Origin of the sequence: Cohnella sp. WQ 127256, from assembly GCF_024519285.1 — a bacterium.
Lineage (GTDB): Bacteria > Bacillota > Bacilli > Paenibacillales > Paenibacillaceae > Cohnella.
The window spans coordinates 100,233-114,475 of record NZ_JAMZCY010000008.1; the positions used below are offsets into that span (position 1 = coordinate 100,233).

Below are 14,243 nucleotides of genomic sequence, written 5' to 3' on the forward strand. Positions count from 1 at the left end.
GTGGAATGGAACATGAGAAAACTGACTTATACCTTTGCTGTCATTCTAATATGGTTATCGATAATGCCGACACTTGTTCATGCCAAGGATAAATGGACTTTGGATGAGGCGGCGAGCATCAGTTCGATGTCCGTATCACAGGATGGAAGCCGTATTGCTGTCGGGAGTCTGGCGGCGAAGGTCCACCTATTCGATACCGAAGGTAACGAGCAATTTACTGTTGAGGCGAAGAACTCCGTTACGGGAGTCAAGCTACTTGATTCAGGCACGCTTCTTGTGTCTTCTGATGATCGTCATCTGTACGCCTATGATGGTGCAGGACAACGACTTTGGGACCGCGGAATGAAGAGGTCTGTTAAGGATGTCGCTGCCTCTGATGATGGAAAGATCATTGCAGTTATTGTGCAGAGAAGTATGGATGTCCTATTTGTGGATGCAGCTACTGGAGAAGATAGCCTAACTGTACCCATCGGCATGACGATGCAGGATATTGAGGTGTCGCCGAATGGGGCATGGACAGTGGCGGCTACAACTGATCAATATGCACATCTACTTAATGCAGAGGGAACTCTTGTCCATAAGGTAGGAGCAAGTGGGAAGATTTCCGCTGCAGCTGTATCTGATGAGGGAGATATTGCACTTGGTGTAAGTGGATCTAAGGTTGAGATATTCAACAAAGAAGGGAAATCTATTCAGAAGCTGTCTGTGAAGGACGATGTCATGGATGTGGCGATGTCTGTTAAGGGTGATTTGATCGCTGTTGCAGATTTCTCGGGTAACTTCTATGTATTCAATCAGGATGGCAAGAAGCTCTGGGAGACCAAGGGGAATGACGTAGGGCGTGTAGTTGAATTCAATAAGGATGCCGTAACTCTATTCGGAGGTACTGATCGAGGAGCTATTCATCAATTTGACGTCGAATCGGCGGTGAAGGGAGCAGAACAACAAGCTCTTAAAAACAAGATTATAATTATCGTCGTTAGCGTACTTATTGTGGCTGTTCTATTAGCTGCTTTGTATGGGATGAAGAAAAAGAATAGATTAGGCGTGTTCGTTAAAATATGGCGAGCTAAGTATATTTATTTGTGTTTATTACCTGGCTTTGGTCTTTTGATCTTATTTTTATATGTTCCTGCGGTGTCAGGATTGTACCATTCTTTATACGATTGGAATCCCGGTGGTAGATCCGTTTTTATCGGTCTAGATAATTTCAAACGAATTTTTAATGACTCTTATGTGACCAAAGGAATTGGCAATCTCGGTATTCTCATTATAACGGGACTGATCAAAGCCATAATCCCTCCATTGATTGTAGCGGAGTTAATCTACCATCTGCGAAGTAAGAAATTGCAATATGGTCTTAGGACGGCGTTCGTTGCGTCCATGGTTATACCCGTTGTCGCTATGCTACTAATCTGGCAGAACCTTTATGATCCTAATGTCGGTCTCTTTAACAATTTATTAGAGGTGCTAGGGCTTGGTTCCTTCACCCATAGTTGGTTGGGCGATCCGAAGACGGCATTGTGGGCCATTATTTTCATAGGATTTCCGTTTGTTGGTATTCTTCAGCTATTGGTTCTTTACTCGGGTTTACTGTCCATTTCGAATGAGTTGATTGAAGCGGCTAAGATAGACGGAGCGACTCTTCCACGAATTATTCGTTCCATACATTTGCCGTTATTATCGGGACAGTTTAAATTCTTGATCATCCTAAGCCTGATCGGCATTATTCAGGACTTTAACGCCATTCTCATTATTACGGGAGGCGGACCGATGGATTCGACCTATGTTCCTGCGCTCCAAATGTATTATGCAGCTACGAAATTCGACGATTTGGGATATGCATCAGCTCTAGGCGTAATGATGTTCCTAGTCATATTGGCTATTACTATCGTAAATATGAAATTATTGAAGACGAATGAGGACTAGAAGGAGGGCTGGCCGTTGAAAACTCAAGATATGAATGTTGCAAAGGTAGCCATACCTCCTGCTAGAGGCAGAGGATGGAGCATTCGTTGGCCGATGTTAAACCAAGTCATTATTGTTATCGTGCTAAGCATGCTGGTGCTCTTGACGTTAGTACCGATTATATTCATGGTCGTCAGCTCATTGAAGAACAACTCCCAGATTTTAAGTAGCTTCTGGGCATTGCCTTCACCTGCATTATGGGAAAATTATAGCAACGGGTTTGAGAAGATTTGGAGGTACATGTTTAACACCGTTCTGTACGCTGTGTCGGCGAGTGTATTCGTTATGGCGTTATCCGCAGTTGCTGGCTATATTTTCGCGAAGAAGTCTTTCCCCGGCAAGGAGATCTTGTTCCTGTTGATGCTGGCTATGATGATGATCCCCAGCGTTCTGACTCTCATTCCTGCCTATGTCTTGTATGAGAACTTAGGGCTAACGAATACGCCGTGGGCCATTCTAATTGCTAGTGCAGCAGGGGGGCAAGTGTTCGGAACGTTCCTTTGTCGAAGCTCTATGGCAGGTATTCCTGATGAGATGTTCGAGGCATCCAGAATGGATGGGGCTTCGGAGCTCACCGTTTTCTTGAGGATGGTTATCCCTCTTTCGCTACCGATCCTTGCAACCTTGTTCATCATGCACTCGGTTGGTGTTTATAATGATTATGTTTGGCCATTACTGACGATTCGAGATAACTCCATTCAGGTCATCTCTGTTGGATTAACAACAGTATTCAGTAAGTTCGGTATGGTAGAGATGGGTCCTCAATTTGCGGCTTATGCGATATCTTCAATACCACTTATCCTTACGTTCACATTCGGTATGAAGTATTACGTCCAAGGGATGACCCAAGGTGCTTTGAAAATGTAAGGTATATTAAAATCACATAATATTAGCCTGCAGATCCCAATTTAGGTGAATGCAGGCTATTTATGTAGGCATGCCTTGCTTATCCACACCCCTTAAAGTATACTTAAATACAGAATTCAGAGGTGAATAATACATGTCGGTCAAATCTATACCGATGTATCAGTTTATTATTGATGACATCAAGGCCAAAATCAAAAATGGTGAGCTAGAGCTGGACCAGCCATTGCCCAATCAGATTGAATTGGCCAAGATGTACAATACGAGCGAGATTACTTCGCGCAGAGCATTAACTGAATTAGTCAAGGAAGGCTACATTTACCGGATACGAGGTAAGGGAAGCTTTATTAAGGAAGAAGACTCCAACGAGAAGAATTCAACCATTCGTACGGTTTATTTTGTATATAATGATCTGTCCGTAGACGCCTTTAATCATCGTTATTGGAGTGACATGCTCGAGATGATGAAGGAAGTATGCGACGAGAACGGGGTTAACTTCTACCTGTGGGCGTCTGGGGAAGTGTATACTCTTCCGGATGATCCTCATGGGGCTTTTGTTCTTGTTATTCCACCGTTGCTCTTCGACCAACGGAAACTTGAGGTATGGAGAGACGAAGGGAAACGGATCGTTACCGTCCAGTTTTATTATCCGCATCTCTCGATTCCCTACGTTATTGCGGATAATCTAACTGGGGGTTATCTTGCCACCCAACATTTGCTGTCCTTGGGCCATAAGCGTACAGGAATCATTCTGACTGGGAAGTCACTTCTAGACTTGAATCAAGAATTTTCCCTTCGTTTACAGGGCTACCGACTTGCATTGCAGCAGCATCATATTCCATTTGATCCTGAACTGGTCTGTGTTATGGAAGGTTCGAAGGAAAATATGGATATGGGGTACGAAGGGTTCAAGCAGCTACACAATCATACGGATAATCCTCCGACAGCGATATTTGTAACGAGTGATCTGAAGGCAATGGGTGCGCTGAAGGCGGCTCAAGATATGGGGCTGAAGGTGCCAGAGGATATAAGTCTAGTCGGATACGATGACTTGAGGATTAGTTCCTTCACCTATCCTCATCTCACGACGATTAACCAGAATACGACGCAGATCGGTCGACGTGCAATCGAGATTTTGCTACATGAACTCCCTAAGAATAGGACTCATCTCGTTAAAGACGAAATTGTACCTAAGTTAATTATACGGGGAACGACAAGCGCGTTAGATAAATAGATTAATCATTTCGGATGAATGCCAAATGCCCTTAGGGATTTGGCGTTTTTTGAATTTTAGTAAGAACAAAATTTGCGAGTTAACAGGTAGGGGAATGTGCGGTTTATGTCGAATAAAAGTAGGAATAGTTTACGGAGGGAGTGTATCTATGGTCCCGCTTGAATTTGCCATTGCTGCTCTGATTATACTAGCAGGATCAATTTCCCGATTTTATTTGCCGTTGATCTGGAATAAGCTCCTGTTGTGCGTAGTTTTAATTGTAATTGTGATAGCGGTTTCACGACAGGACACGGGACAATATACACTAATATTAAACGTATTATGTGTGCTTCTAGCTTCCTATAGCTTTTCTTGGTACGGGGCGATTAGCTCGATCTGTCTCGTAACGGGGTTAATCTTCGTTAACGATGAGCTTCATTGGAACTTCATTCTTGGGCTCCTCCTTGCAGGGGGTGCCGGGACTTTCATCTATACGAAGAACAAGCAGAAGCATGCTGCTTCAACGGAATGGGTGTCTCAACTCTATAAGCAGTCGAGGCAATTGTCTATTCTGAAAGATATAGGATTTGCGATTCAGAGTACGATGGAAGTTGAAAAGCTGTTACATATTATTTTAACTGCGATTACCGCGGGCTATGGATTAGGATTTAATCGGGCGCTGCTCTTTCTAATGGACGAACAGGGCACACGATTGAAAGGTGAAGTTGGGATTGGCTCTATGAGCGTGAAGGAAGGGATTTCGACTTGGAATAGCGTAGTCCAAAGACGCATGAACTTAGGGGATTTCATCGCTGTGAAGAAGGAGGCGCAGTTCCGTGATGAGAGGCTAATTAATTTGCTACGCGGAATTGAAATTCCGATGGATTCCTCTGCCCATGTGTTTCGTCAAGTACAGACCAATAAAAGACCTTATATCGTTAATACGATCGACGATCAAGACCCTGTACAGATGCGATTAGCAGAGATGTTTGGAATGTCGTCCTTCGCAGTTGTTCCCATGCTTACGCAAGGAAAAATGCTAGGGGCAATCATCGTCGATAATAACGTTAATCATCATCCATTAGACATGGAGGAAATAGATAGTATTATCCCTCTTGCATCACAAGCTTCTGTAGCAATTGAAAATTCACGTTTGTATGAAAAAATGCAGCAGATGTCGATTACGGATGGATTGACTGGTTTATACAATCAACGTTACTATCAGGAAACGCTAAATAAGCTATTAGTTGAAGCCGACGCAGGTTGTGAGCTTTCATTGATCATCGCGGATATTGATTTTTTCAAGCATTATAACGATACGAATGGTCATCTTGAAGGAAATAATGCATTAATCGACTTAGCGAAAATAATGACGAAATCGGTTCAAGGTGCACAGGTCCCATGCCGGTTTGGTGGGGAGGAGTTTGTTGTACTCTTGCCTTATGTAACATCGGACGAAGCGCTAATCGTAGCCGAGAAAATTCGATCGGCCGTTGAAACGCATGCCTTCAACAACGGAAAAGCTCAGCCTATGGGGAAGCTGACGGTTAGCGTGGGTTTGGCCTCTTATGTACCGGGAATGAGCATGCAGCAGCTGCAGGATAATGCGGATACTGCTCTCTATGAAGCGAAGCGAACTGGTAAAAACCGCGTAGTCGTGCATAGAGGGGGAGGGTCCTAGCTTATGGATGCGACGGTGGAATCTGTTGTTTTGTTAGGTGTGTTTGTGATTGGATTATTATTCAGTAAAGCGATATATAGATGGAGTAATGGACTCGTAGTCAGAGTCAAATTGAAGAAGTTAGGCTATGAACAGAAGGACCTTAACTTTTCCTATGACAGAGTGGTTTACACGGTATCACTCCCTACAAATCGGCCTGATATTATGGGTGCGGATAAGGGTGATTTCAGATTCGTGGAGGAATATGACTCTTGGATTTATCCGCAATTGAGCGGAGTTCGTATTGAGTTGAATCAAGAGCAGGAAAATCCGAAGCTGATTGCTTACTTACCCATTGAACAATTTCGGCTTCCGTTATTAGATCAATTATTAGTGGATCGGGTCATTTCGGGGGAAACCTACAGACGGATTTGTATTTATAAGCTGATCTTACCTTCGACAAGGAATGAAATGATAGATGAGGTGTACAAACAAATCCATAACAAACGATTCTCGTGATCAATACAGTGGGGCAGGAATAAGATCCTGCCCCGCTGTTGCGTTAATTAATGGGATAAGCTCAAGATGCGTAGCATTCTCATAACGGTAACAATAGCTTGAGCTTTGGTGACATTGGACAGTGGGTCTAGCTGGGTCGGAGAAACTCCGATCATAATTTTTTGTTGTACCATGAGTGCCAAAGAAGCTTTAGCATAACTAGAAATTAAAGATTGATCGTTAAACGAATTCAAAGTACTTAGATCCGTCTGATGGATCAAACCACTATAGTTCATTGCGTTTTCTAGAATGGCTGCTAATTCTTGACGTGTAATCGCTCCAAGTGGATCAAATGAATCAGCAGATTTCCCTTTGATCAATCCAATCTGCACTGCGGTTGCAATTTCAGTCGCAAACTTGGTTTGATCGTCTACATCATTGAATGTTGACTTGCCTGTTACAGGAGCAACTCCTAAAGCCTTAACGATAATCGAAACAAATTCAGCACGAGTGATTTTATGATTTACACCAAATTCGCTCTGGCTAACCCCTGAGGCGATTAGCATATTGGTTGCCATTTCAATATCCCTCTTGTACCAGTCTGCAGTCAAATCTTGGAATGCAATATCAGATTCGATGATCGAAAAAATTCCATGCTCATTCGTCTTCAATTCTACGGATACCGTTCCATCGGCATTTGTTGTCATTATTGTGGGAACATGACGATATTCATTTGTTTCTGGATTATAGATCACACCTGTGGCTCGTTCAACATGGATATCTGCCTTCTTCAGGATAAATACTTTGCTTACATGACTGGCGCCTGAGCTTAGTAGCATGGCATTAATATGAACTTGGACAGGTTCTACGAGAACCTTAGCGTTACTGGATTTGGCTTTGGACTTAAACTTGCTCGTGACATCAGGCACAGGAGATTGAATCGTGATTTTGATATCTGTAATCTCAACACCAGACTTCAGAGCGGAGAGCGGTATAAGGGTCTCAACACCGTTAACAACGATTGAAAGTGTGGCATCTTTCCCCTTCTTAGCCATTGCTTGAATAACTTCTTTAGGAATTGTGGTCTCTACTTTCTTGAATTCAGTAACCATAGCGATTTGAACATTTGTAGAGGTTGAGCTTTCAATCGCTTGAATCGCGGCTGTTGGTTGTAAAGTAACGATTGCCGTATCTCCATCTCTCGTACTTGTCGGTTTCAGTTGGGTTGCTTTAGGGTTGCCGACTACAGATGTAACCGACGGAATGGGGCCACCGCCACCACCACCGCCGCCAATACTGACAGGAGATGAGGTGGTTACATTGATCACAGGAGTAGAGACAGAGACACCTGTAATTTTGGTGTTGGATTTGGTAATGGCGATGACATTAACCTTATAGCTTGTATTTGGACTAAGAGAGGAGATGAGATAACTAGTGTCAGTTGTATACGCAACGAATGCTTGATCTACAAAAACCTCATAACCTGTTGCGTTAGGTGCTGCATCCCATTTGATATTAACAGCATTAGGGCCTGCGCCTTTCAAAGTAAGGTTAGCTGGAGCTGCTAGAGCTGCTGGGTTCGCAATACCACGTATTGGCAAATCATTAACCAATTGCGTTGACAACGTTCTGTTACGATCGCCGCTGATTTCCCAGCTCATGACACCGGCTAGATTCAAAGATTTGATCAGGGAAGCTTTGTACATCATCGTTTGCTCGTCATCGTAAGAAATAAAGTCTTTGTTCACGCTGTTGTATAAGTAGGGGACCTTGGAGGCTTCATTCCAATAACGGACGTAGCCTTCCCGTTTCATGTAATCATCCTCGATAGCTGAGAAGTCGAATTTCTGACTTTCCCATGTTCCGAATTGTCCAGCTATCGCTACGCCACCTTCACAGATTTGATATTCTCCGCCTGGAGGACAGCCCAACCAGCCATTACCGTAGAATGGAACACCCATGACTAATTTATAACTTGGGACTCCACCGTTCAAAAAGCTGTTAATCGCTCCGTTAACATTGTTTCTAAGAGCATAGGCTTTAGGATGATTCTTGTCATAATACAGAGGTGCATTATGATGGGTGAAGTTTTCCCAGCTGCCACTGTAGTCATAGTCCATCATGTTAATAAAATCAAGATATTGAGAGGAATTGGCTAGATCCGCATTGTTAAGGAAGGCATCGGATTGCGCCGCTGCGATCGTTATGAGATAATAGCGACCGTCCTCAGAGCTTGCGGCATCTAGTGTTTCACGAAGGGTTTTAGATAAGAGTAAGAAGTTTTCTCGGTCTTCTGGTCCTCTAGAATTCGATTCTTCACCGCCCTCAACAGGATATTCCCAGTCGATATCTATGCCGTCTAAGCTATACGCACGGAGGAATTTGACTACAGAGTTCGCGAATGCGCGTCTGGTTTGCTCTGTTGCAGCCATTTTCGAGAAGTTTTTGGACCATGACCAACCCCCTACAGACACCATCATATTCAAGTGAGGATTTTGTTGGCGGATGAGCTTAAAGCTTTCAAAGTTTTGCATATCATATCCAGGATCACCTACGACCATCTCTCCATCGTAAACATATCTATTTTGTAAAGGGATATCTGCATTCTGACATGGGGTACCACCAGTTCCAGCTCCTTTCCAGCACAAATCGGAAAAGGCATAATTAATATGAGTGACTTGGGATACATCCATATCCGTTGGCTTGAAATTACGACCGGTTTCACTTAACGACCACGATGTATAGTAAGTAATAATATTGTAATTGCTTCCTGGGACAACAGGAATTTCACTGCTTGCTGGGGAGGTCCAAAGCTTATTCTTCGCGACAACCTTAAATTGATAGGGTGTATTCTCAACTAAGTTAGTCGCAACGTAATGATTAGAAGCGCTTGAACCCATCCATATCCCATTCGAGAAGATGTCATAGCTAGTTGCGCCAGACGTTGGAGCCCAGCCGAGAGATGCGGAAGTTCTTGTGGCTGTGACCACTTTTAACCCCTGTGGTGCTGCTAATTGTCCCCAAGTCATAGTGAGCTGATTGCTATTAGCGGATACTTCGGTGAGCCCATTAACTGATTTCTGAGCACCCACACTAAAGGTGTATACTCCCCCGATTACAGAAGCTTCCCCAAGAGAGACGACATAGGATGTAGAATCGTTTGACCATGTGCCGCCTTTCCATCCACCATTTACATAAATGTCATAACCGGTTGCGTCTGGACTCGAGCCCCAGCTTAAAGTCACGGTTGTGTCCGTAATATCAGTAAGCTGTAGATTGTGCGGAGGTGTTAACGGAGGCACTGGATAAGCATTGGGGTCTTCGGGAAGAGTGGTAAACGTGACTAAGTTACTTTTTTGTTCTGGGGTAATGACAGCTGCTTGGACCCCATCTTGACCTAGAAAAAAGGAATAGGTGGTTTCTGGGGTTAGACTGCCAATAACTTTAGATGATCCGTTTGCCCAGTCTACGTAACCGTTTTTGTCATTCCAAACCCAATAATCTGCTATATCAGGGATGGGATCCCACTCTAAGGTTACCGTGTGATCTGTGACTTGCGTAACTCTCAAATTCGTAGGACCTACTGGACTTATAGCAGCAGTAGCTTTGGAAGCCGTAGTGACTGTCAGAATAGAAGAGAACACTAAAATAAAGCTAACAATAAGTGCAACCATTTTCGAGTAATTCGTGTGCGAAGTATACAACAAGATCACTCCTTTTCAATTTTAGAAAAAAGAACATTGTAAGCGTTTGCATCAATTGCGAATACTTGTTGCCCCCCTCCATGTCATATTGAACTCGTTCTGGAGCGGAAGCTTAGAAGTAACTTTCTACTTATGTAATTGGGAATTTCATTCTGTAGATGTCCATTTTAGTGTAAAAGAAGCTCGTCTCACTATGTGAATGATCAATGATTATTTATAGTTAGCAACTGACTTTTCGAGGTCATTCCAAAATACGATAAGATAAAGCAAAATACGCTAGAGAGAGAAGATTAAAAAATCTCTACCCAGCGTATTGAGGGATGCTGCTTGATTAATCGCGGGAAAATAGCTTTTTATCAAAAAACACAATGACGAGAAACAATGCCATCGCAAGAAGGAGTATAGCCGCTGGGATAATAAACGCCAACAAGGTTGCCGTATTTTCCGATTTATAGTACAGCAGCATCCCGAGAGGCATAAGTCCACCCCCGATGAGACTGGTCAAGGCTTGTAGTTTAGCGGTTCTCTTCATGCTGATTTCCTTAAATACATAATAAAAGATACCATAGACAAAGAGGGTCAGCCATCCGACAACAAGAATATGAGCATGGACAGGAATGATGGAATAATCTTCTCTTCCCGCCATATCAGAACCGATCAACGCCCCGATTAGCGCATAGATTGCGGCAATGCGAATTAACCATTTACTGTGATTTATCATTTCTACTCTCCTCACAACCTTAGTTTATTCTTTCTAAATTTACGTTAGTAAAATGAACCGCGTATGAACAGCAGGTGAACAAATTGTGAACACGAAACGGGAAGAGATTATATATCCGTGGAGAAGGAGAGGATAAGTGTTTGTAAATAACTACCATAAATTGATCCGAGGAAAGCCGATGTTCATGTCGAATAGTATAGTGCCTCGAAATAATGGCGCGAAGGAGAAGTACGATGAGACGTTGGTTGGCTAATTCGCTTAAGCGCAAGTTATCCTTATTGCTGTTGTGTGCGATTCTATTACCGTTGTTGTCTACGGGAGTCGTTTCGTATCAAATGGCTACCTCTGTCACTGAGGATAAGGCGAAGGAATCAGGGATGAACACTCTGAAGCAAATTAAGGAAAAGCTGGAGTTTGTCATTCAGGACGTGGAGAACATGTCCATCTTCCTCATAGGTGAAAAGGATATTCAGCTGTATCTGGACAATGATGAAGAGGATGTGACTCGCTATTCGTTGATCATAGGTACTTTAACGAATTTAGCCTTTTCAAAGAAATATATATCGAACATTACAATCATTCCGAAGAATGGAAATCCTGAATTATCGAACTCTACAATCCTGCAATCAGGTCTGAAGCCGCTACTGGAGCAGCATAAGGTGGATTATCGTAACGCTAAGAAGTGGTGGACTTCACTTTATGAGAATAAAACAACAGAGGGAATTAAGCGGGTGGTTTCGGTTGTAAGACCGATCCGTAATTTTTATAATTTCAAGGAAATGGGTTCTCTATCTATTAGTGTGGATCAGAAGGAAATTGCACGTTTCATCAATGAAGCCGGCTGGGAGAGCAGCGGATATGTCCTTCTGCTTGATAAGGATAACAAGATCATTTCCGGTGGTGATCCGAAATGGTTAACGCAAGCGTTTTCAGATGTTTTCCCGCAAATGGATACGTTTACGAGTGAGAGTGGTGTCCTCAATTATAGTGGGGGTAAGGATCAGAGAACAATTCTGTATCAATCGATCCCAAGTCTGGGTTGGAAGCTGGTTGGATTTATTCCTACTCAGGTGTATAAGGCGCAGAATAAATATGTTCTTACAGTAACAGCGGTTGCAATCGGAGTTGCAGTATTACTTGCGATTGGACTCATGTTTTATTTCTTGCAATGGGTAACCAAGCCGCTCACGAAGCTGACCCATTACCTGCGGGATTTGAATCCGGATGACACGATTCCGATGTACAAGATTAAGAGTACAGATGAAATCGGATTACTTGTTCGAAGCTATAATAAGCTCAGCGAGCGGATCGGAAGGCTTAAGGATCAGGTGCAGCAGAATGAAGCGATGAAGAAGGAAGCGGACATTCAAGCGCTGCAATCCCAGATTAATCCGCACTTTCTCTATAATACGCTATCGTCGATTCACTGGATCGCTCTAATGAACAAGGATCGGCAAATCGCTGAAATGGTTGGTGCACTGAGTGATTTCTTACGCTTTAGCTTAAATAAAGGGGAGGAGTATTGTCCCGTTAAACAAGAGATTTCCCATGTACAGAATTATGCCTATATTCAGTCCATTCGATTCCCCGATCAGTTCGAGATTGAGTTTTTTGTTGATCCAGAGATGAAGGAAATCATGATGCTGAAGCTACTGCTCCAGCCCTTGATTGAGAATAGTCTCATACATGGGATTCAGAAAAGGAAAGAAAAAGGACAAGTATTCGTTCATGGTGAGCTGCAAGGAAGCCAGATGAGGTTTGTCGTGGAGGATACTGGAGTTGGTATCCAGGAAGGCAAACTTCGTGAAATCCGCAGTTTATTGATGACATCGATTGATACGGGGCGGCATCTGAAGGGACAAGTTAGGCCTGTAACAAGTAACTATGGCTTGCTTAATGTGCATCAACGGCTTCAGCTACATTACGGCAGTGATTCTGGATTAACGATAGAAAGCGAGTGGGGGAAGGGCACGCGAATTTCCTTTACCATTCCGCTTGGGGAGGTACAAGCATGAAGATTATGATCGTGGATGATGAGGTTATTATTCGTACAGGGTTATGTACGGTTATCGATTGGAAGGAGCTAGGTTTGGAGCTCCTTCCCCCCGCATCCTCAGCAGAGGAAGCACTTGAAAGGATACCTTTAGAGAAGCCCCATATTTTGTTGACGGATATTCGTATGTCAGGCATGGATGGAATCCAATTGGCCAAAGAGGTCAAGGAGATGCTGCCGGACACAGAGATATTGATTCTGACGGGGTATGATGACTTTTCCTATGCTCAACAAGCCATACGTGGAGGAGTCATGGATTATTTACTTAAGACGAGCCGGCCTGAGGAAATTATTAAAGCAGCAATGAAGGCGAAGCAGAACATTACTAAGAAGCAGGAGCTGTTGAAGCAGGAAAATCTTCAGACGTCTACTTACAGCAAGCAATTGTTAATTGAGCTGTTGAACAAAGGCTTGGATAAGGAAGATGTCAGCTCATTAGATAAAATTCGTGATTGGTTTCGAAAGTACGATGTAGAACAAAATAAGGGAGAGCTTATCCCTATGCAAGTGATACTGATTTCAGCTTCGGGATGGGGAGAGAAGCCCTTTGACGTATTGCTGCAGGGGGCGGTTGATAATATATTCAGCGAGCTACTTCCCTGTATAACGCTACTCAGCAAGGATCAATTGCTCCTCGTCGTACGTTACGAAGAGGGTCTCACAGATCGTATGAGCTTACTCCAGGTACTGCAACGTGTGGAAAAAACACTAAAGTGTACTGTGTTTTGTACACTCGGCTGTACGGTTACAAATTATGAAAGCTTAAAGGCTTCTTATCAAGAAGCCCAAGAAATATACGCCTTTAAGGGATTAATAGGCGCTAGAGGATTGTTCACTATTGGTGATATCGAGGATCGCACGGGTAGTCGTACAGTATGCTCTGAGAAGGAAGAGGCGGAGCTTGCGGCTATTCTTATGAGCAATGATGCAACTGAGCTTAGGCATTGGGTTAATCAGACGGTTAGGGCACAGCTTGAAGATCCAGCAGCGCTGCCTACTACGCTTCGAGGATTTCTCCAATCTATGGTCATATCGGGTCACCGCTGGTCAGAACGAACCTATTCTAGTCAAGATGGTGGAATGCAAGGTGTACCTATGCCCGCCACACTAAGCTTTGAGCTTGAAGGGCGTCCTGAGGATGAAGTGTTCAAGCAGCTTTCTTATGTGATGTCCGCCTTTCATCAAGCTATGGATCAAAGCCGATTTTCCTATATTCCTAAATCCATCGCTTATATTAAAGAAAATCTAGATCAGAGCTTATCCTTGCACCAAGTAGCTAGCTTTGTGCATCTGAACCAGAATCATTTTTGTGAGGTGTTTAAGCGGGAGACGGGGTTAACCTATCTAGAATTCGTAACTCAAGAGAGAATGCGTAAAGCCACAGAAATGTTAAGGAGTACGCCTAATAAAGTCAGTGAAGTGGCGAAGCGTGTTGGTTATTTAGACATTAAATACTTCACGCAGCAGTTCAAAAAGCATACAGGGAAAACGCCATCTGAATATCGTCAAGTGATGAAAGATACTGAATAATGACCCCCTTCACTCCGAAGTCTCTCCCGTTA

General features: G+C 43.3%; 9 protein-coding genes. 7 read left to right on the plus strand and 2 right to left on the minus strand.

The features are described from left to right. Positions 1-12: 12 nt before the first annotated feature. The 5 genes from M1K58_RS22085 to M1K58_RS22105 all read left to right on the plus strand — a co-directional run bounded on the left by M1K58_RS22085 (position 13) and on the right by M1K58_RS22105 (position 6,224). Positions 13-1,929 (plus strand): ABC transporter permease subunit, encoded by a 1,917-nt coding sequence (locus M1K58_RS22085; protein ID WP_256761055.1) that lies wholly within the window; start codon positions 13-15, stop codon positions 1,927-1,929. Positions 1,930-1,944: 15 nt separating this feature from the next. Continuing rightward, entirely contained in the window at positions 1,945-2,835 is an 891-nt protein-coding gene (locus M1K58_RS22090; protein ID WP_256761056.1) for a carbohydrate ABC transporter permease, read from the plus strand. Between the two features lie 133 nt (positions 2,836-2,968). Next, a complete protein-coding gene (locus tag M1K58_RS22095) occupies positions 2,969-4,066 on the plus strand; it encodes a GntR family transcriptional regulator (RefSeq protein WP_256761057.1) in 1,098 nt (365 codons plus the stop codon). Between the two features lie 148 nt (positions 4,067-4,214). Further along, on the plus strand, positions 4,215-5,726 hold the full coding sequence (locus M1K58_RS22100; protein WP_256761058.1) for a sensor domain-containing diguanylate cyclase: 1,512 nt from the start codon (positions 4,215-4,217) through the stop codon (positions 5,724-5,726). Positions 5,727-5,729: 3 nt separating this feature from the next. Continuing rightward, positions 5,730-6,224, plus strand: coding sequence for a hypothetical protein (locus M1K58_RS22105; protein ID WP_256761059.1), 495 nt, complete (start codon positions 5,730-5,732; stop codon positions 6,222-6,224). A 47-nt stretch (positions 6,225-6,271) separates the two neighbouring features. Here the strand turns inward: M1K58_RS22105 and M1K58_RS22110 are convergent, their stop codons facing one another. Both M1K58_RS22110 and M1K58_RS22115 read right to left on the minus strand, forming a co-directional pair. Next, a complete protein-coding gene (locus M1K58_RS22110; RefSeq protein WP_256761060.1) occupies positions 6,272-9,907 on the minus strand; it encodes a glycosyl hydrolase family 18 protein in 3,636 nt (1,211 codons plus the stop codon). A gap of 331 nt (positions 9,908-10,238) precedes the next feature. After that, complete coding sequence (locus M1K58_RS22115) at positions 10,239-10,628, minus strand: hypothetical protein (RefSeq protein WP_256761061.1); 390 nt, start codon at positions 10,626-10,628, stop codon at positions 10,239-10,241. A 233-nt stretch (positions 10,629-10,861) separates the two neighbouring features. Between M1K58_RS22115 and M1K58_RS22120 the strand changes: the two genes are divergently transcribed. Beyond that, the gene (locus M1K58_RS22120; RefSeq protein WP_256761062.1) at positions 10,862-12,643 is read left to right on the plus strand and encodes a sensor histidine kinase; all 1,782 of its coding nucleotides are present in this window, start codon (positions 10,862-10,864) and stop codon (positions 12,641-12,643) included. Continuing rightward, positions 12,640-14,211: a response regulator gene (locus tag M1K58_RS22125; RefSeq protein WP_256761063.1), complete on the plus strand. Its 1,572-nt coding sequence runs from the start codon at positions 12,640-12,642 to the stop codon at positions 14,209-14,211. Before M1K58_RS22120 ends, M1K58_RS22125 begins: the two co-directional genes overlap by 4 nt. The last annotated feature ends 32 nt before the right edge of the window (positions 14,212-14,243 follow it).

Excerpts from the sequence above, each read along its gene's own strand:
- M1K58_RS22085 (WP_256761055.1), top strand. The coding sequence starts at position 13 with ATGAGAAAACTGACTTATACCTTTGCTGTCATTCTAATATGGTTATCG.
- M1K58_RS22095 (WP_256761057.1), top strand. The coding sequence starts at position 2,969 with ATGTCGGTCAAATCTATACCGATGTATCAGTTTATTATTGATGACATC.
- M1K58_RS22100 (WP_256761058.1), top strand. The coding sequence starts at position 4,215 with ATGGTCCCGCTTGAATTTGCCATTGCTGCTCTGATTATACTAGCAGGA.
- M1K58_RS22105 (WP_256761059.1), top strand. The coding sequence starts at position 5,730 with ATGGATGCGACGGTGGAATCTGTTGTTTTGTTAGGTGTGTTTGTGATT.
- M1K58_RS22115 (WP_256761061.1), bottom strand. The coding sequence starts at position 10,628 with ATGATAAATCACAGTAAATGGTTAATTCGCATTGCCGCAATCTATGCG.
- M1K58_RS22120 (WP_256761062.1), top strand. The coding sequence starts at position 10,862 with ATGAGACGTTGGTTGGCTAATTCGCTTAAGCGCAAGTTATCCTTATTG.
- M1K58_RS22125 (WP_256761063.1), top strand. The coding sequence starts at position 12,640 with ATGAAGATTATGATCGTGGATGATGAGGTTATTATTCGTACAGGGTTA.